This window comes from Oceanisphaera profunda (assembly GCF_002157895.1).
Lineage (GTDB): Bacteria > Pseudomonadota > Gammaproteobacteria > Enterobacterales > Aeromonadaceae > Oceanimonas > Oceanimonas profunda.
On sequence record NZ_CP021377.1, the window covers coordinates 1089543 to 1108367 of the forward strand.

The 18825-nt window shown below is 49.2% G+C and carries 10 protein-coding genes and 1 pseudogene; 3 read left to right on the forward strand and 8 right to left on the reverse strand.

The genetic code is table 11. From position 1 onward, the window contains the following. Positions 1-233: 233 nt before the first annotated feature. The gene (locus tag CBP31_RS04750) at positions 234-590 is read right to left on the reverse strand and encodes a YacL family protein (RefSeq protein ID WP_087035108.1); all 357 of its coding nucleotides are present in this window, start codon (positions 588-590) and stop codon (positions 234-236) included. A 438-nt stretch (positions 591-1028) separates the two neighbouring features. On the opposite strand from CBP31_RS04750, the gene CBP31_RS04755 reads away from it, so the two are divergent. Continuing rightward, the gene (locus CBP31_RS04755; RefSeq protein WP_087035109.1) at positions 1029-2492 is read left to right on the forward strand and encodes a uracil-xanthine permease family protein; all 1464 of its coding nucleotides are present in this window, start codon (positions 1029-1031) and stop codon (positions 2490-2492) included. 219 nt (positions 2493-2711) lie between these two features. On the opposite strand, the gene CBP31_RS04760 is transcribed toward CBP31_RS04755, so the two are convergent. The 3 genes from CBP31_RS04760 to acnB form a co-directional block, all read right to left on the reverse strand. Continuing rightward, positions 2712-3392: a Fe2+-dependent dioxygenase gene (locus CBP31_RS04760; RefSeq protein WP_087035110.1), complete on the reverse strand. Its 681-nt coding sequence runs from the start codon at positions 3390-3392 to the stop codon at positions 2712-2714. Positions 3393-3631: 239 nt separating this feature from the next. Beyond that, on the reverse strand, positions 3632-5857 hold the full coding sequence (locus tag CBP31_RS04765; RefSeq protein ID WP_227875142.1) for a TonB-dependent receptor: 2226 nt from the start codon (positions 5855-5857) through the stop codon (positions 3632-3634). A gap of 450 nt (positions 5858-6307) precedes the next feature. Beyond that, entirely contained in the window at positions 6308-8905 is a 2598-nt protein-coding gene (gene acnB / locus CBP31_RS04770; protein ID WP_087035111.1) for a bifunctional aconitate hydratase 2/2-methylisocitrate dehydratase, read from the reverse strand. A 647-nt stretch (positions 8906-9552) separates the two neighbouring features. Here acnB and CBP31_RS15685 point away from each other — a divergent pair. Beyond that, on the forward strand, positions 9553-9753 hold the full coding sequence (locus CBP31_RS15685; protein ID WP_227875143.1) for a hypothetical protein: 201 nt from the start codon (positions 9553-9555) through the stop codon (positions 9751-9753). Between the two features lie 8 nt (positions 9754-9761). Then, complete coding sequence (locus CBP31_RS04775; protein ID WP_227875144.1) at positions 9762-10523, forward strand: GGDEF domain-containing protein; 762 nt, start codon at positions 9762-9764, stop codon at positions 10521-10523. A gap of 131 nt (positions 10524-10654) precedes the next feature. Here CBP31_RS04775 and CBP31_RS04780 read toward each other — a convergent pair. From CBP31_RS04780 to aceF, 4 genes and pseudogenes are all read right to left on the reverse strand, one after another. After that, positions 10655-12846, reverse strand: a pseudogene (locus CBP31_RS04780) (patatin-like phospholipase family protein). 415 nt (positions 12847-13261) lie between these two features. Then, positions 13262-15133 (reverse strand): methyl-accepting chemotaxis protein, encoded by a 1872-nt coding sequence (locus tag CBP31_RS04785; RefSeq protein ID WP_087035112.1) that lies wholly within the window; start codon positions 15131-15133, stop codon positions 13262-13264. 221 nt (positions 15134-15354) lie between these two features. Further along, entirely contained in the window at positions 15355-16779 is a 1425-nt protein-coding gene (gene lpdA, locus CBP31_RS04790) for a dihydrolipoyl dehydrogenase (RefSeq protein ID WP_087035113.1), read from the reverse strand. A gap of 148 nt (positions 16780-16927) precedes the next feature. Beyond that, positions 16928-18823, reverse strand: a complete 1896-nt coding sequence (gene aceF / locus CBP31_RS04795) for a pyruvate dehydrogenase complex dihydrolipoyllysine-residue acetyltransferase (RefSeq protein ID WP_087035114.1) — start codon at positions 18821-18823, stop codon at positions 16928-16930. Positions 18824-18825 lie beyond the last annotated feature (2 nt).

Consider the following 18825-nt stretch of genomic DNA (forward strand, 5'->3'; position numbering starts at 1 on the left):
CTGATGGCTTGGTGGTTAGCTCTTACCATTGAAAATCTTGGCACTGTCAGATCTGATCACTATTATTCCGTGTTCTTCCGTGACTCTCGTAACAAAGAAACGTGGCAAATAGGTTTTAGTCACTAAGATCTAGATCTAGAGCGAGATCCTGACTTTCGTCAGGATGACGGCATAAAGACCAACACCGCCCTCTGTTTAGCTGGGCGCCGGGCGCTTGGTGCTCGGCGCTGTGTTTATTGATTCGTACAAAAATCCTGCCACTGTTCTAGCACTCGGGCGAGATCGTCTAGGCCGCAGCCGGCGTAGAGTTCATCATCGTAATAAGCCATGCCGTCTTCTAATTCGCTATCAAAGGCCAGCGCATGAGCACTGATTTCGGCTTCTTCTCGCGTCAGCAATAAGCTGCATTCGCCATAAGCTCTTTTAAACTCTTGGGTCTCACCGGCTTCTAACTGCGCAATTACATCCAGTAACTCGGCGGCCTCGGTCATGGTCACCTCATCGGTCAGCCAAGCACCCATCACTTCATGCCCCATAGAAAAACGGGCGCGATGCTGGCCATTTAGATCACGAAAAAATTCAAATTCCACACAAACTCCGACTGCTCATTCCCAACAAAGCCGCACTATCTCGTTAATAACTCGGCCGTGAGAGCGCGCTAGTTTACTCCTGATCTCGCCAGTAACGAAATCAGATGCTGTATCTGTAAGAACACCCGATGAATAAAGGCTTAGTGAGCGCTTTCATAAATCAAAGAACACAAGAATCATGGTAGGTATTAATAAAACACATGCATCAATGTTAAATATGCATGCTTTGAGTTGGCCTAATACTAACGCCTAACGTAGCCTATGCGCGCTCACCGTCGGAGCACGGCTTAGTAACAACAACGATAATAAGCAACAAAATACACTTAATTAACATTGTTGCAACAAAACATTTTATATGAAAACATAGCCCTTGATGTGGAAACATCATGGGGCACTAAGCCATTACTTCTTGCTACTTACTTTTGGAATGCAGATACCATGAGCCAACCAGCACAAACCCAAGCCCAGATCAGCCAAAGTGAACTGGTCTACAAGTTGCACGACAAGCCGCCCTTTGTTCAGGCGCTGTTCGCTGCCATTCAGCACCTGTTGGCCTTGTTCGTGGCCGTTATCACTCCACCGTTGATTATTTGTCAAACGCTGGGTATTCCCGCTCAAGACACGGCCCACATCATTAGCATGTCGCTGTTTATTACCGGCGTGGCGTCTTTTATTCAGATGAAGCGTTTTGGGCCAATAGGCACGGGTTTACTGTCTATTCAAGGCACCAGCTTTAACTTCTTAGGCCCTATTATTGCCAGTGGTTTGGCGATGAAAGACGGCGGCGTAACTACAGAAGCTATGTTGGCGGCCATTTTTGGTACCGCACTGCTGGCGGCACCCACCGAAATTATTTTGTCCCGCTTCCTACATTTGGCACGACGCATTATTTCACCATTAGTCAGCGGCATTATCGTCACGCTGATTGGTCTGACCTTAATCCAGATTGGCTTAACCTCTATCGGCGGCGGTTTTGGCGCCATGGCAGATGGCACCTTTGGCTCTTTAGAGAACTTGGCCTTAGCCGGTACTGTGCTCGCCATTATCGTGATCATGAACTGCATCCCTAACCCTTATGTGCGCCTTTCTTCTATCTTAGTGGCCATGGTGGCAGGCACAGTCTTGGCCATGTTTATGGGCAAGGTTCCCCCGGCAGTCGTTACTGATATTCCCGCCATCGCGTTCCCAATTCCGATGAAATATGGCCTAGGCTTTGATGCCTCGCTGTTTATCCCCTTGGTATTGGTGTTTTTAATTACCGCACTAGAAGGCATCGGCGATACCACGGCCACCTCAGAAGTATCTGGTGAGCCCGTGTCTGGCCCCGTTTACATGAAGCGTATTAAAGGTTGTGTGATGGGTGATGGCGTGAACTCCTCACTGGCCTCGGTGTTTAATACCTTTCCGGTATCGACCTTTAGCCAGAACAACGGCGTTATCCAAATGACCGGCGTTGCCAGTCGTTATGTGGGCTTCTTTGTGGCCGGCATCTTGGTACTGATGGGTTTGTTCCCGGTGATCAGTACGCTGGTGCAGCGCATTCCTGAGCCGGTATTAGGTGGCGCGACTTTGGTCATGTTTGGCTCTATTGCCGCCGCCGGTGTGCGCATTTTATCGCGCGAGCGTTTAGACAGACGCGCGCTCTTTATTATGGCCATCTCATTTGGTGTGGGTTTGGGTGTTTCTCAGGTGCCAGACATTCTGCAGTTTATGCCAAGCCTAGTGAAAAACGTCTTCTCTTCCGGCATGGCAGCAGGCGGTATTGTCGCCATTTTATTGAACTTGATTATGCCACTTAGCCCAGAAGCTAAGGCTATCGAAGAGCAAGAGAAAGCCGACGATTTAGCTCATCGCCTGCAAGAAAAAGCAGATAAGGCACAAAAGAAAGTTAACACTAATTAAATAGCTCATCCGCCATTAGGCATTGAGATAGCAAAACTAGCCGACCGCGCACCCAGTGCCTGGTCGGCTTTTTTGTTGAATTCATATAAGGTGTGAAGCGCAGACTACAAGCCAAATAACAAAAACGAGCTCCTGATGTGCATCAGGAAGATGGCAAGGGCAGATTCAGCACAGTGTTGATCATAGCCTCACTATTCCCCCCTCCCACCTCACACGAACCTACAGCGCCCAACGGCGCAGCAAGTTGTGATACACACCCGTGAGCTGAATGCTGGTCTCGCTGGTGGTACCAAGTTGCTGATTCACCTGCTGAATACTGGAGTCCAAATCAAATAGTAAGGTGCGCTGGCCATCGTCTCGTACCATGCTTTGGATCCAGAAAAACGAGCTAATGCGCGCACCTTGAGTGACGGGCATCACTTGGTGCAAGCTGGTAGACGGATACAAGATCAAATCCCCCGCCGGCAGCTTAACGCTGTGCGCGCCATAGTTATCTTCAACCACCAACTCGCCGCCTTCATATTCATCCGGCTCACAGAAAAATAGCGTCGCCGATAAATCGGTACGGATCGGCTCATTGGTGGCGCTATTAAACCGAATCGAGTTATCCACGTGCACGCCAAAGGACTGGCCGCCTTGGTAACAGTTGAATAACGGCGGAAATACTTTTGCGGGTAAAGCTGCCGAGACAAACAACGGATGCTTAGCTAATGCGCTAGTGATCATATCGCCAATATAACGTGCGGTGTCATTATCTTCGGCCAGTTGCAGGTTGTTTTTGGCCATGCCCGACTGAAAGCCGGCGGTGCTCTTGCCATCAATCCAATCAGCCGCTAATAGCAACTCGCGACACTCGGCTACCTGCTCGGCACTCAGCACATTGGGAATATGTAACATCATAGAAAATCACTCCACTAAACGATAAAAGCCCCGTGAGGGGCCTTATGTGAGGGTAAAGAGTTAAGGGTAAAGGGTGAAGAAAACGATCCAATACCCTTTTGCCACGGAATACACGGAAGAACATGGACGGACGAAACAAACATCCAAAAAATAGCTCTATTTTGTAAGTTCATATCCTCAAGAGTTTTAGCTCTGGGTCTTAATTTTCCGTGCATTCCGTGGCAAATATTACTTATTTATTAAAACCGATAGTTAGCCGACACTACTGCTGAACGACCTTCGCCTAACTCAATAGCCGAGCTACGATCGTCCAAACCTGGGCGACCACGCACACCTGCTACGTATTCTTCATCGAACAGGTTATTCACGTTTAGCTGCATGCTCAAAGCATCATTCACCTGATAAGAGGCCATGGCATTGTGTACCCAGTAGCTGTCGAGCTTAGCTGCCACATCAGATGCGACTTGGCGCGAGCCTACATAAGCAGCACCGTAGCCGACTTCAACGCCCGGTAGCACTTCATAAGTCGTCCACAGATTAGCGCTGTTACGCGGCGTGTTACCTAAGGGCTGCCCCACAGGATCACGACCGCCGGCTTGTGGTTTAGCTACTGAAGCCAAGGTCTCGCTGTCTAGGAAGGTATAATTGGCAAACAGTTTCCACTGCTCAGTAATTTCACCGGTTAAGCCCAGCTCCACGCCTTGTACTCGCTGTTCACCGGCGAGCTCCAGTTCATCGAACTCGTTGGTTTCACGCGCATTGGTTTTATCGACCCGAAATAACGCACCATCCATGCCTAAGCGACCATCCAACAGCTCCCACTTAGTGCCTAATTCCCAAGTATCACTTTGCTCCGGTTTTAAGCTTTCGCCGGAGATCGAACCTGAGGTCGCTAATGCCTCTGCCGCTGGGTTAAAGGAAGTACCGTAAGCTAAGTAAACGCGGCCATTATTCGCAGGTTTATAAACAACACCCGCACGACCACTGAACATTTTATCACTGGTAGTGGTAACACCCTCTTTAACTTTATCTGAGGTTTCGCCTGATACCCAATCATGGCGCAAGCCTAAGCTTAAGTCCCACTTGGGCGCCAAACCTATGGTATCAAACACATATAAGGCTTTAGTGTTTAGCGTGGCGTCGGTACCGCCGCGAGGAGTCACTGTAGTTGGGCCGTTCCAGTATCCGGGCGGATTATAAAGGTCGAAGCCGTTGCTTGGGTAAGCACTAGAGCCTTTACCCAAGTTATAGTTGGAAGCAGTTAAGTCGTAGGTTTCACGAGAAATCTCGCCGCCCAGCAGCATGTCATGCTCAAAGCCTGCGGTATCAAACTCAGTACTTAAACCCAATCGATTTATTAACAATTCGGTTTGCGCATCACGACGATAAGCTTGGGGACCCGCGGGCTTGTAGCGGCCAGGATCCAAACCATCGGTGTTGACCTGAGACGCAGAAATAGTGGTGTCTCGGTCTACACGGCTATAACGGGTCTGGTTTTCAAGGCGGGTGGTGTCGCTGAGTTCATGCTCAAGCTTTAGCGTAACTGCGTCGGATTGAATTTTTTCTTCATCCAAATTGCGCCAGCCAAAGTAAGACTCCCGATCCACACCGGGTAAGACTTTGCCATCCCGTGCCGGCACGCCGTAATCTGGCAGATTGTCGTCAGTTTGGTGGAAGTAGCTTAAGGTGGCGCGCGTTGATTCACTCAAGCCAATGGTCAGCGAGGGTGCAATACCAAAACGTTCGCGGTCAATATCGTTACGGCCCGGCACGTTATTTTCGTGGGCCATGAGGTTAATACGAAACGCACTGTCCACGCCTACATCGTCGAGGGTTTTGTTGGCATCCAGCGTTAAACGGCGATATTGATCTGTGCCTAAGCTGGCACCCACTTCGGCAAAGTCACGCAGCTTAGGCGCCTTGCTCACTTGGTTGATGGCGCCACCGGTAGTACCGGCACCACCAAATACTGAGTTAGGGCCTTTTAGCACTTCTACCTGTTCGATGTTAAAGGTGTCGGTGCGATTATTTTGGCTGCTGTCACGCAGACCATCAATTTGCATATTGGAGTTAGCGCTAAAACCGCGAATATTAATTTTATCGCCAGAGCCGCCGCCGCCCTCGCCTGCGTCAAAGGTAATACCAGACACATTAGATAATACTTGGCGCAAGCTTAACGCCTGCTGCTCTTTCATTATTTCTTGAGGTACTACGGTCACGGTTTGAGGCGTATCCAGCAGCGGTTTTACATACTTGCTAGAAGCCGACTGGTTCGCTTTATAACCTTGCTCCCGTGCTTCTTGCACGGTAATGGTATCTAGCTGAGTTACAGCTTGGGCTTGGGTCTCGGCTTGAGCTTGAACGTGTAATGGTGCAGTCACGGCTAACGAAGCAACGGCCAAACCGACCGCCGAGGTCAGCATTTTTTTGGGCGGGCGAGCAGACGACTTGATAAAGGTTGGCACTAACAGCTCCTTGAGAAAAACAATGAAAATGGTTTCGAACCAAAGAAAATAAAGAAAAACAAAGCCCTATGAACCGAAAGGCGAGTCATTCTCATTTAAAGTTAGATTCAGATCAAGATCAATTTTACTTTTCTTAAGAAGTTCAATTTTTTGGAAAATAAAATCAGCGCCGAGCGCCCAGCACCAAGCGCCTAGCTAGAAAAGTACGGTGTCTGTTTTGGCTGATCGCTTAACACTGAAGTCTTATCGCTGCCTGTTGGACTCTCTTTGGTTGGTGGAAATATATAAAACACTTACTCCACAGTACTAACAGCTATATCGACCTCTACAAAAGACGGTGTTTATCTTTAGCTGGGCGCTGGGTGCTTGGTGCTGGGCGCTGTAATCCGCCCATAAAAAAAGCCAGCCCCGAAGGGCTGGCTTTAACCAATCAATGTTCTGACTGAGGACTTAGATAACTTGCTGGAAGATCACCGTATCGGCTTTTTCCACATAGCTGTCTAACTGATCAAAGTTCAAGTAACGATAGGTATCGGCGGCGGTCGCGTTTAACTGCTCTGCATACGCCAAATACTCAGCGACGGTGGGCAGCTTGCCGTGAATGGCGGCGACTGCGGCCAGCTCGGCCGAGGCCAAGTACACGTTCGCACCTTTACCTAAGCGGTTCGGGAAGTTACGGGTCGAGGTAGACACTACTGTACTGTTATCTGCCACCCGTGCTTGGTTACCCATGCACAGTGAACAACCAGGGGTTTCTATCCGCGCGCCTACACGGCCAAAAATGCCGTAGTAGCCTTCGCTGGTCAGCTGATCTTTGTCCATCTTGGTCGGGGGTGCCACCCACAAACGGGTTGGCAACTGGCCGGTGTATTTATCTAACAACTTACCGGCGGCGCGGAAGTGGCCGATATTGGTCATGCAAGAGCCAATAAAGACTTCATCGATGACTTCACCGGTTACTTCAGATAACAAACGTGCGTCATCGGGATCGTTAGGCGCGCACAGAATCGGCTCTTTGATGTCGCTCATGTCGATTTCTAGCACATGCACGTATTCTGCATCTGCGTCCGCTTCTAGCAACTCAGGATTAGCCAACCATGCTTCCATGCCCTGAATACGACGCTCTATGGTACGACGATCGCCGTAACCTTCGGCAATCATCCACTTGAGCATTACGATATTCGAGCTTAAGTACTCGGCAATCGGCTCTTGGCCCAGCTTGATGGTACAACCGGCAGCAGAGCGCTCGGCCGTCGCATCGGCCAGTTCAAAGGCTTGCTCAACTTTTAGCTCTGGCAGACCTTCAATTTCGACGATCCGACCGGAGAACTCGTTGATTTTACCGGCTTTAGCCACGGTGAGCAGACCATTTTTAATGCCAAAGTAAGGGATGGAGTGCACTAAGTCACGCAGCGTGATACCCGGCTGCATTTCACCTTTAAAACGCACTAAAATTGACTCTGGCATATCCAACGGCATTACGCCGGTGGCAGCGGCAAAGGCCACCAAGCCTGAGCCCGCAGGGAAGGAAATACCAATCGGGAAACGCGTATGCGAGTCACCACCAGTACCTACGGTATCGGGCAGCAACATGCGGTTTAACCAAGAGTGAATTACACCATCACCGGGGCGCAATGACACACCGCCACGGTTCATAATGAAGTCTGGCAAGGTGTGGTGGGTGTTCACGTCAATCGGCTTTGGATAGGCCGAGGTATGACAAAACGACTGCATGGTTAAATCAGCAGAAAAACCAAGGCATGCCAAGTCTTTTAGCTCGTCACGGGTCATAGGACCGGTAGTATCTTGTGAGCCGACCGTGGTCATTTTTGGCTCGCAATACTGGTTAGGACGTACACCTTTCACGCCACAAGCCTTGCCGACCATTTTCTGCGCCAGCGTAAAGCCTTTGCTCGACTCTACTACGGCCGCTGGGCGTTTAAACACGGTGGAGGTGTCCAGGCCCAGCGCTTCACGGGCTTTGTCGGTCAAGCCACGACCAATAATCAACGGAATACGGCCACCGGCGCGTACTTCATCAAGCAGCACTTCGGTTTTCAAGGTAAAGGTGCTTAACACTTGATCGCTGTTATGAGCACAGATTTTGCCCTCATAGGGATAAATGTCGATCACGTCACCGGTATTCAGTTTATCCACATCACATTCGATGGGCAGTGCGCCGGCATCTTCCATGGTGTTAAAGAAAATAGGGGCAATTTTATTACCGATACAAATACCGCCGGCGCGCTTATTAGGCACAAACGGAATATCGTCACCCATGTGCCACAGCACTGAGTTAGTGGCAGATTTACGGCTAGAGCCAGTGCCTACCACATCGCCCACATAAGCTAATGGGAAACCTTGAGCCTTTAGGGCTTCTAGCTCTTTGATGGGGCCGATTACGCCGTCTTGATCTGGCACTATGTCTTCACGGGAGTTTTTCAACATCGCCAAGGCGTGCAGCGGAATATCCGGCCGTGACCAGGCATCTTGCGCTGGTGACAAGTCATCGGTGTTGGTTTCGCCGGGTACTTTAAAGACGCGCATGGTGATTTTTTCAGCCAAAGGCGCGCGCTCTAAAAACCACTCGGCATCGGCCCACGACTGCATCACTTGCTTGGCGAAGCCATTACCAGCCTTGGCTTTTTCGTCTACATCGTGAAAGGCATCAAACATCAATAAGGTGTGACTTAAAGCTGTAGCAGCAATGGGTGCTAATGCCTCAACGTCTAACAGCTCAACCAAAGGCGCGATATTGTAACCGCCCTGCATGGTGCCGAGTAATTCTGTGGCTTGGGCCGCAGAAACAACCGGTGAGCTAACTTCATTTTTAGCAACGGCGGCTAAGAAACCTGCTTTAACATAAGCGGCTTCATCCACACCGGGTGGGATGCGGGTAGAAAGTAATTCATAAAGAAAAGATTCTTCGCCCGCGGGAGGATTTTTAAGTAATTCAACCAAAGCGGCAACTTGCTCAGCGTTAAGGGGTTGGGCAACCACACCCTCAACGGCACGTTCTGCGACGTGTTTACGATAGGCTTCAAGCACGACTGTATCCTCTTATTATCATTCGCCATCTTGGCGGTAATATCCTTGTTAAGGGGCTTGGCCTGTAGGTCAGGCCTAGCGTTAACCCCCCTCGCGGACGTGGCGCTAGTATATAAGTTTTAACGCTAAATTAAAATCTAGCCCCAGCTTGCTTACACAAGATCGCGATTACACCCATGTTTTATAACCTAAAGCAGCACAGTTCTGTCGATTACTTCACAGTTCAGCTCAAGCTTTGCACCCTAGTCTGTACGCGGCATTCTGCACGCCGTAAGTTAGAAGACATACATTGGGCTTTAAAAACTCAATATTTTTGCTAAGAGAATGAAGCAAAGATAACAATAAAAATGCCCAGCCTTGTTATTGACCACCACAAACACTGAGATCTGCCTAAAGTGTTAATGCGCTATTGAATAAACCTGAGACACGAGAGCCATGCCTATAAAAGAGTGACAACACTAATAATAAAGTTGCACGGCTTAAGCCTACAACTCTCCTAGCTAATACCTGCTAACATTGAACGCTAAAAAAATTATTTATTTATTATTGTTAGCTTGCCGTGTTTTTTAAATTTTTAGATGTGTAAATATGGTAACTGGATTAAGTGTCACTCTAATGGGCACTAACATTTTTACTCCGAGGGCATTATGAACAATCAGCTAGAGGAAAAATTTCGGCTTTCGGTGTTATCGCTGCTCGGAGTACTGTCCGTATTGGGTATTACCCCCTTTGCAATTTTCCGTTACTTGCAAGGCAATATCACAGCTGCGATTATTGATTTAGTTTTGGTGCTGGGCATTACAACGTTAGTGGGTTATGCCGTTCGCACTAAAAAACGCGGGTGGTGAGTTGGCTAGTGGCCGCATTTATCAATGGTGGTGTATATGCCATTGTAATGACGAATGGCGTTGATAGTTTTTTATGGGTTTATCCTGTTATTGCCAGTACGTTTTTTATGGTCAGGCCCATAGAAGCGCTGGGTTTAAATGCCGCTTTAACGCTGGCGTGCGTATTTTTGCCTAATACTTTTGACGTTGTTCCGCTGATGTCCTTCGTGGTGACGGTTTCAATGGTGTCAGTGACGACCTTTGTGTATGCCAGCCGCAGTGAGACACAATTTCGCCTGCTAGAGAGGCTAAATACCATTGATGCACTAACGGGAGCCTTAAATCGACGCGCGTTAAGTACGGATATAGCGCGAGCGTTGTCTGTCGCCGAGCGAAACGTCACGCCCTCTATGTTAGCTATCTTAGATTTAGATCACTTCAAAATGGTCAATGATAAGTTTGGCCACGTGGCTGGCGATCAGATACTCAAAGATCTGGTAACCATTACCACGGCAAATATTCGTAAACACGACCGTTTTTATCGATTTGGCGGAGAAGAGTTTGTACTTTTAATCTCGGATATTAACGATCAGCAGGCATTTATCTCTACACTTAGAGCCGCTATTAAAAAAGAGTTGAAAACACCCGATGGTGAAGAAGTAACAGTGTCATTTGGTGTTTCCGCTTGGGTACCGGGGACGACGGAAGATAGCTGGTTAAAGAATGCAGATGACGCCCTTTATCGTGCGAAAGCAAGCGGCCGTGACTGTGCGATATTCAGCGATGCATAGTCGTTGTTGAAGCAGCAGATTTTGAGCTGTTTCCGCTATTTTAAGAACAGGGCTTAACTTTTGATCTTTGGCAGTAGTTGGTTTTCTCACTTTTTTCTCTTTAGCCTTCACTCCTCACTCGCCCACACAGCTTAAAAACTAAATAAATTACCGAAATACAGATACAGGCTGCTCTTATCACCTTCACCTTGGCCATAAGCCAAATACAAAGGGCCCCAGTTGGTATCTACGCCGATAAAGACACTGCCAGCGGTGAGCGCCGACTCCCAACTTACGTCTGTGCCCTTGTTCCACACCCCGCCTCGCTCCAAGGATCCCCTAAATAAACCGGCGAGCGAAAAGCGCCAAAGTCATTATCAAACCAGCGATAGTGATAGAGCAAACCGGCGAAGCCGCTGTAGCGACCACTCAGCTGGTCGCGCTGGTAACCGGACAGATTAAATAAGCCGCCTAAGCTGCGAGCAAATATCGGCAGACTTTGTTCGGCGCTGGAGCCGCCTAAGCCAAACTTACTGATCAAAGTGTGGCGATCAAACTGATACGGGTTTAACCATTCCAGCTCATAATCAAGCCCGGTCGTACTGTCGTGCTGATCGTTGACGGTTAAGCTATTGCGAAAATAACCTAACTTAACTTCGAGCGCCGTACCTTGAGTGGGGAAAAACACATTATCTAAGGTGTCATGACTAAGGCGCAAATATGGGCCAACAGAGCCGACGTCCAAATTTTGCTGCACATTGCGCGCTTCAATATCTCCCACCAAGCCTTGCACCCCCAGCGCCAGTTCTCGCCAAGGTCGCAAGTTATAACCCAGCTCAGTATTTACGCTCCAAGTGGTGTAGTCGGTATCTAGACTGGTGAGTGGTCGAAACAGCGCATATTGCGGATCACTTACATCAAAATAAAACTGCCGTGACTTTTTTTCATACTGGCCACGCAGTTTCCAAAAGACATCAGAATCAGACACGATTGGCGTATAAATTTCAGTGGCCAGCAGCTTATTGCTACCAAAGGTGGTTTCAATTAACCATTCACCGCCCAGCGTATTAATATTAGTGCGCCTAAATTGCGCGCCAATTTCATAGTTAGCACGGTCAGAAAAATCATCTTCCAACGCAAACTTTAAATCAATAAATCCCGGCCCCCAGTCTTTTTCATTGGTTTGCACCGTTAACACCTGCTCGCCTGCTTGCTCTTCAATGCGGTAGCTCACCCGCTCAAAAGCATCCAGCGCATACAAGCGACGCACGCCCTCTTCTAATTCTTGAGATTGGTGAAACTGACCCGGTACTAGGCCCAACACATCGCGAATGGTTTTTTCGCTGAGCTTAGAGTCATTACTGACCTCTACTCGGTCTAAATACACCGCATCTGAGCGCTGTAACTGGGCGCGTCTGTCTAACTTATTAGACTGATAAGCAAAGTAGTCGGCCTCGTTTAATGCCAAGGGCTGCAATTTTGACAGCATGGCACGCGTCGCTTGTGCACCGCGGGTAATGGCTTCTGGCATCAGCTGAAAATCACCTAATCCTATGCCAGCAATATTGGGAGCAAGCAGCACATCTTGGGGGGTGAGCTGCTCAATTTGGCGCTGGGTGCTTGAGCGGGTTAGGTAATTAGTAAGCTGGCTAACCATGGCCAGCGCGCCGTCTAACTGCTCTCGCGATAACATGGCATCGCCAATATCGACAGCGATGATAATGTCGGCGCCCAGCTCTAAGGCCACATCGACCGGCATATTATTGACCACGCCGCCATCAGCCAACAGCTGACCATTGATCTCCACGGGTTGCAGCACACCCGGCACTGACATGGATGCCTGCATCACTGTGGCCAAATGGCCTTCTTTTAAGATAACTGGGGTCACGGTTTCCATATTGGTGGCCACGGCTCGATACGGAATGGGCAGGTCGTCGAAGCTCTGTAAGCCCGGCAAATTTAAGGTGCTTTGGCGTAGCAGCGCCCCCATGCCCTGACCTTGAAAGAAACCGCCGGGCAAGCTCAGTTGCCAATCGGTATTAATACCAATATCGGTGCGCAGTAAAAATTCATCATTTTGCCGCTTGCGGCGCAATGACAGCTCATCGCGGCCCACTTTATCTTGATAACCTTGATTCCAGTCCAACGCTAATACTTGTGCTTCCAGCTCGTCCGCATCTAAACCCAGCGCATACATGCCAGCGATATAAGCACCCATGCTGGTGCCGGTGACGATATCAATAGGAATACGCAGCTCTTCTAATACTTTGATCACCCCAATGTGCGCCGCCCCCTTGGCCCCACCGCCGCTGAGCACTAAGGCGATTTTCGGGCGTTGAGTCATTAGAGGTTCAAGCGCGCCGTTATCGACCACAGGTACAGACACAGCTTGTACCTGACCATAAACGACACTGGCATTGAGCCCCAATAATAAACACAACAGATAAAGGCGCATGACAAGGACACTCAAAATAGCAAGGAGCAGTCATTGTAAGGGGAACATCACATGAGTGATAGCTACACGCTTCGCGCAATGTTGAATGTTAAATGTTAAATTTTTAATGTTGAATGAAAAACTAACCTAGAGTGCTACCGAAAATACGGCACACTGCAAAAAAACACCCGCCGGTTGAGGGGCGGGTGTTTGGGTTTAACTTTTGTTTTAGCTGGGTGCTTAGCGCTACTAAGTTTGAGCTTGATGCTAATTGAGTGTGTTCATTCAACATTAAGCATTCACAATTCAACATTCCGCGCAGCGGCTATGGCAATTGAAAGCGCCCGATAAGGCGTTGTAATTCACTGCCTTGGCGGGCCAATTCGCTACTGCTGGCGGCAGTTTGCTCGGTGGCGGCGGCGGAGTGATCCGACACTTCGCGAATGCTAAATACCGAGCGATTAATTTCTTCTGCGACCGAGCTTTGTTCCTCGGCGGCGGTGGCGATTTGATTATTCAACTGCTGAATATCAGAGACAGAACGGGTAATTTTCTGAATCGACTCACCCGCTTCGTTGGCAATCACCACTGTTTTAGCCGCCATAGCCGTACTTTCATTCATCATCACTACCGACTCTTGTGCCTTGCTTTGTAGGCCATGAATGAGCGTTTCAATTTCAGCAGTGGCCTTTTGCGTACGTTGCGCTAACGCTCGTACTTCATCGGCTACTACCGCAAAGCCACGACCTTGCTCGCCGGCGCGTGCCGCTTCAATAGCCGCGTTCAGTGCTAGCAAGTTAGTTTGTTCAGCCACCCCTTTGATCACATCCAAAATGCTGCCAATATTAATACTCTCGGCTTCAAGCTGATTAATGGTATGTAACGAATCTTGAATATCAACGGACAGCTTACCAATTTGCTCAATGGTCAGATTAACCTTACGACTCCCATCGCTGGCTTCACTATCAGCAGTACGTGCTGAATCAAAGGCGGTTTCTGCATTGCGTGCTACTTCTTGTACCGTGGCGGCCATTTCATTCATGGCGGTGGACACCTGCTCAAGCTCCATGCGCTGCTGATTGACACCACTGCGGCTTTGCTCTGATACCGCAGACAACTCTTCAGCAGAAGCCGCAATATGCGTTGAGCTATTGCTTAGGTCTCCCACTAATTGGCGCAAGTTAACAGTCATCACTTGCATCTGATCCATTAGCTTGCCCAGCTCATCACTGCGGTCGTGCCGCATGTCTTGGCTCAAGTCGCCGTCGGCAATGCGGTTCGCTTGGCTGACTAATAAGGCCAGTGGATTGACGATACCACGGGTGATCATCGTGGCAAACAACACCCCCATGGCCAGCGCAATCACAGTGATCAGAAAAATAATAAACTTAGCTTGGGCACTATCGTCCTGCATGCGCTGTTGTTGTATGTCTAATAATTGCTCGGCTTTTTGGGTAATATCGATAGCGTGATCGGTAATGCGTTTATCTGTGCTAGCCAAGTTAGCCATTAGTTCGGTCACTGTGGCGTGATATTGCTGAAACCGCTTAAGATCTGCTTGAATACCTTTAATATCACCATCATCTTTTACCATTAACCGCAGCTCTAGGCCTCTTAATAAATTAGTAACATCGGTCGCTACTCGAATACCTAGATCTGCTTGTCGATCGAGCGCAAAGTCTTTTTGATTTAAGCGAATAATCCCCAATTGCTTTAGCCAATTGCTGGCATTCATTTCTCGGCCAAGTAAGCGATGGGCTTTTTCCTGTGCCGAATTACCCACAACATTGATATCGACGATTGTGGCTTGCATACTTTCATTAAACTGCACCATGTTATCTAGCTCAACTTCATAAAATTTAGTGCCCATCAATATTTGGTCGATAAGGCCTGTATCTTTGGGCTCAGTTAACATGGGTAGTAAATATTCCGCCTCCTGTCTGGCTTCATTAACATGGGTTCTCGCCTGCTCCAGCTGGCCTTTATCGTTCATCAACATGTAGTTTTTTTGAAAGAAGCGCGCCTTACTGACCAACAAGTCAATTTTACCGGCGCGCTCTAGTTTATCAGAGCGTTCTAATACAGAAGTAAGTGAATAAAAACTCACCACGGCGGTAATTAACGTCGCAAGCAGCACCAAGGCAAAGCCCAGCGTGAGCTTAGTCCTCACGCTTACTTGGGCTAATTTAGAGAGCATAATGTTTGTCCTATGGTGAGTAATCTTATTAAGTTTATCGGCAGCAATCAAAAAGTATAAAGCCGTATTCCTGAAAAATAAGCATAAGAATAGCTTAGATCATTAACAAAAAATAAGGTAGCCATTCGAACCACCTGCTACTGAGCCATAATAGCAGCAAAACAAAACGCCCAGCATAAGCTGGGCGTTTTTATTTACTACCTGTTCAGGTTAAAAGAAGCTTACTTCTTTTTCGCCTTAGGGTTTGGCATGTCGGTGATCGAGCCTTCAAACACCTCGGCCGCCATACCCACAGACTCATGCAGAGTCGGGTGAGCATGAATAGTCAAAGCGATGTCTTCGGCGTCAGCACCCATTTCGATAGCTAAACCAATTTCGCCCAACAGCTCGCCGGCGTTAGTACCAATAGTGGCACCACCCAGTACGCGATGGGTTTCTTTGTCGAAAATCAGCTTAGTCATACCAAAGGCTGAGTCAGAAGCGATAGCACGGCCTGAGGCCGCCCAAGGGAAAGTCGCAACTTCAACGTTCAAGCCTTGCTCTTTCGCTTCTTTCTCGGTCACACCCACCCAAGCTACTTCTGGTTCGGTATAAGCGATCGATGGGATCACCTTAGGATCGAAGTAGTGGTTCAAACCTGAGATAACCTCAGCGGCCACGTGACCTTCATGCACACCTTTGTGGGCCAGCATAGGTTGACCTACGATGTCGCCAATGGCGTGAATGTGTGACACGTTGGTGCGCAGCTGTTTATCGACGCGAATGAAACCACGCTCATCGACGGTAACACCGGCTTTCTCGGCGTCCAGCAACTTACCGTTTGGCACACGACCAATGGCCACCAAGACGGCGTCGTACACAGTGGTCTCGCTCGCGCCTTTCTTGTCTTCCATGGTTACGTGAATGCCGTCATCTTTGGCTTCAACTGCAGTAACCTTGGTTTCCAATTTCAGGTTGAACTTGTCTTTAACCTGCTTGGTGTAGATCTTGATCAAGTCTTTGTCAGCAGCTGGAATAACTTGGTCAAACATCTCAACCACGTCAATCTTAGAGCCCAGCGAGTAATACACGGTACCCATTTCTAGGCCGATAATACCGCCGCCCATGACCAGCAGCTTTTCAGGAATTTCGCGCAACTCTAGTGCACCAGTAGAATCCCAAACCCGTGGATCTTCATGGGGAATGAAAGGCAACTGAATAGGACGTGAGCCTGCGGCGATAATGGCGTTATCGAAGTTGATGGTGGTATTACCACCCTCGCCTTCTACCACTATGGTGTTAGGGCCGGTGAACTTGCCGTAGCCGTTCACAACCTTAACTTTACGCATCTTAGCCATGCCACCCAAACCTTGGGTTAACTGGCCAATCACTTTTTCTTTGTGGGTGCGGATCTGGTCAAGATCGATTTGCGGCGCGGCAAAGGTAACGCCGTGGCTGCCCATCATCTTGGCTTCTTCCATTACTTTAGCGATATGCAATAACGCTTTAGAAGGAATACAACCCACGTTCAGACACACGCCGCCCAGTGTTGAGTAACGCTCAACCAATACGACTTCTAGCCCCAGGTCGGCGGCACGGAATGCTGCAGAGTAACCTGCAGGGCCCGAACCCAATACCACAACCTGAGCTTTAACTTCTTGACTCATGGTGACCTCTATTATGATTTTTAGCCCCGTTTAAGCATGGCTGAAAAAGCCTAGACTCAATACGGCCACACAGCTGTAACGGGCCAAAGTTTACTGTTCTGTAATAGAAAAGAAAGTAAAAAGGCGGGCATTTGCCCACCTTGTCACATTAAAGGGCTAAACGACGAAGGTCGCTTAACACACCACTCATCATAGTGATGAAACGAGCACCATCGGCGCCGTCAATCACACGGTGGTCATAAGACAGAGCCAGTGGCTGCATCAGGCGAGGTTCGAACTCTTTACCGTTCCAAACAGGCTTAATGCTGGACTTGGACACGCCCAAGATTGCTACTTCAGGTGCGTTCACGATAGGCGTGAACTGAGTACCACCAATGCCGCCCAAAGACGAAATGGTGAAACAACCACCTTGCATGTCGGCACCAGTTAGCTTGCCGTCACGGGCTTTCTTGGATATTTCGCCAAGCTCAATCGCCAACTCGCGAATGCCTTTCTTGTTCACGTCGCGTACTACCGGTACAACCAAACCGTTTGGCGTATCAACCGCCACACCGATGTTGATGTACTTCTTCATGATCAAAGACTGTTCGTCTTGTGACAATGAAGAACAGAACTTCGGATACGCTTCCAGCGCCTTAGCAGCGGCCTTCATGATGAAGATCAGCGGGGAAATCTTATAACCCAGCTTCTGCTTATCGGCGATGGCGTTTTCCGTTTTGCGGAATTCTTCCAGCTCAGTGATATCGGTTTCGTCAAACTGCGTTACGTGTGGGATTTTCACCCAGTTGCGGTGCAGGTTAGGACCCGAGATCTTCTGAATGCGCGTCATTGGCACTTCTTCAACTTCACCAAACTTGGAGAAGTCTACTTTTGGCCATGCCAGCACGGCCATGCCGCCGCCCGCTACTGCAACACCGGCAGGCTGACTAGCAACTTGCTTGATAATGCCTTTAACGTAGCTTTGCACGTCTTCTTTCAGGATACGGCTCTTAGGACCGGTAGCGGCAACCTTAGACAGGTCAACACCAAATTCACGGGCTAAGCGACGTACCACTGGTGTGGCGTGCACATACGCGTTGTTCTCAACGAACTCAGCTTTAGCAGCCGGTGCCGCAGCGGCAGGAGCCGCTTTTGGCGCAGCTGGGGCTGCAGCAGGTGCACTGGCGGCAGGAGCTGGAGCGGCGGCTGGAGCAGAAGCGCCAGCAACTTCAAATACCATGACCAAAGAACCAGTATTAACCTTGTCGCCAACGTTAATCTTGATTTCTTTAACCACACCAGCAAACGGTGACGGTACTTCCATAGACGCCTTGTCACCTTCTACAGTCAAAATAGACTGTTCGGCTTCAACGGTGTCGCCTACGGCAACCATGACTTCAGTCACTTCAACTTCGTCACCGCCAATGTCTGGCACGTTCACATCTTTAGCTTGTGGTGCGCTCGCCGCTGCAGGAGCAGCAGTAGGCGCGGCCGCAGCAGGGGCAGAAGCAGCGGGAGCCGAGGCGCCTGCAACTTCGAAGACCATGATCTGTGAGCCAGTTTTAACCTTGTCGCCAACGGCTACTAAGATTTCAACAATTTTACCAGCCGAAGGTGACGGGATTTCCATAGAAGCCTTGTCGCCTTCTACGCCAATCAGCGTCTGCTCTTCAGTGACGGTGTCGCCAACGGCCACGTTAATTTCGGTGACTTCAACTTCGTCATCACCAATATCAGGTACGGCTACGTCTTGGCGCGCAGCAGTGGCAGGTGCAGCAGGAGCTGCAGCCGCCGGTGCTTCTGCCGCGGCAGTAGGGGCAGCCGCGCCGCCCTCTTCTGCTTCGAATACCATGATCAAAGAACCGGTATTGATGGCGTCGCCAAGGGCAACTTTAATTTCTTTAACCACACCCGCGCTTGGGGCAGGTATTTCCATGGAGGCTTTGTCACCTTCCACGGTGAGTAGTGACTGTTCAAGTTCTACACGGTCGCCCACGGCCACCATGATTTCAGTCACTTCTACCTCGTCTGTGCCGATATCTGGCACCAGAATATCTCTAGACATGT

Bases quoted from the DNA above. Each gene is read 5' to 3' on its own strand.
- CBP31_RS04755 (WP_087035109.1), top strand. From the start codon at position 1,029: ATGAGCCAACCAGCACAAACCCAAGCCCAGATCAGCCAAAGTGAACTG.
- CBP31_RS04760 (WP_087035110.1), bottom strand. From the start codon at position 3,392: ATGATGTTACATATTCCCAATGTGCTGAGTGCCGAGCAGGTAGCCGAG.
- CBP31_RS15685 (WP_227875143.1), top strand. From the start codon at position 9,553: ATGAACAATCAGCTAGAGGAAAAATTTCGGCTTTCGGTGTTATCGCTG.
- CBP31_RS04785 (WP_087035112.1), bottom strand. From the start codon at position 15,133: ATGCTCTCTAAATTAGCCCAAGTAAGCGTGAGGACTAAGCTCACGCTG.
- lpdA (WP_087035113.1), bottom strand. From the start codon at position 16,779: ATGAGTCAAGAAGTTAAAGCTCAGGTTGTGGTATTGGGTTCGGGCCCT.
- aceF (WP_087035114.1), bottom strand. From the start codon at position 18,823: ATGTCTAGAGATATTCTGGTGCCAGATATCGGCACAGACGAGGTAGAA.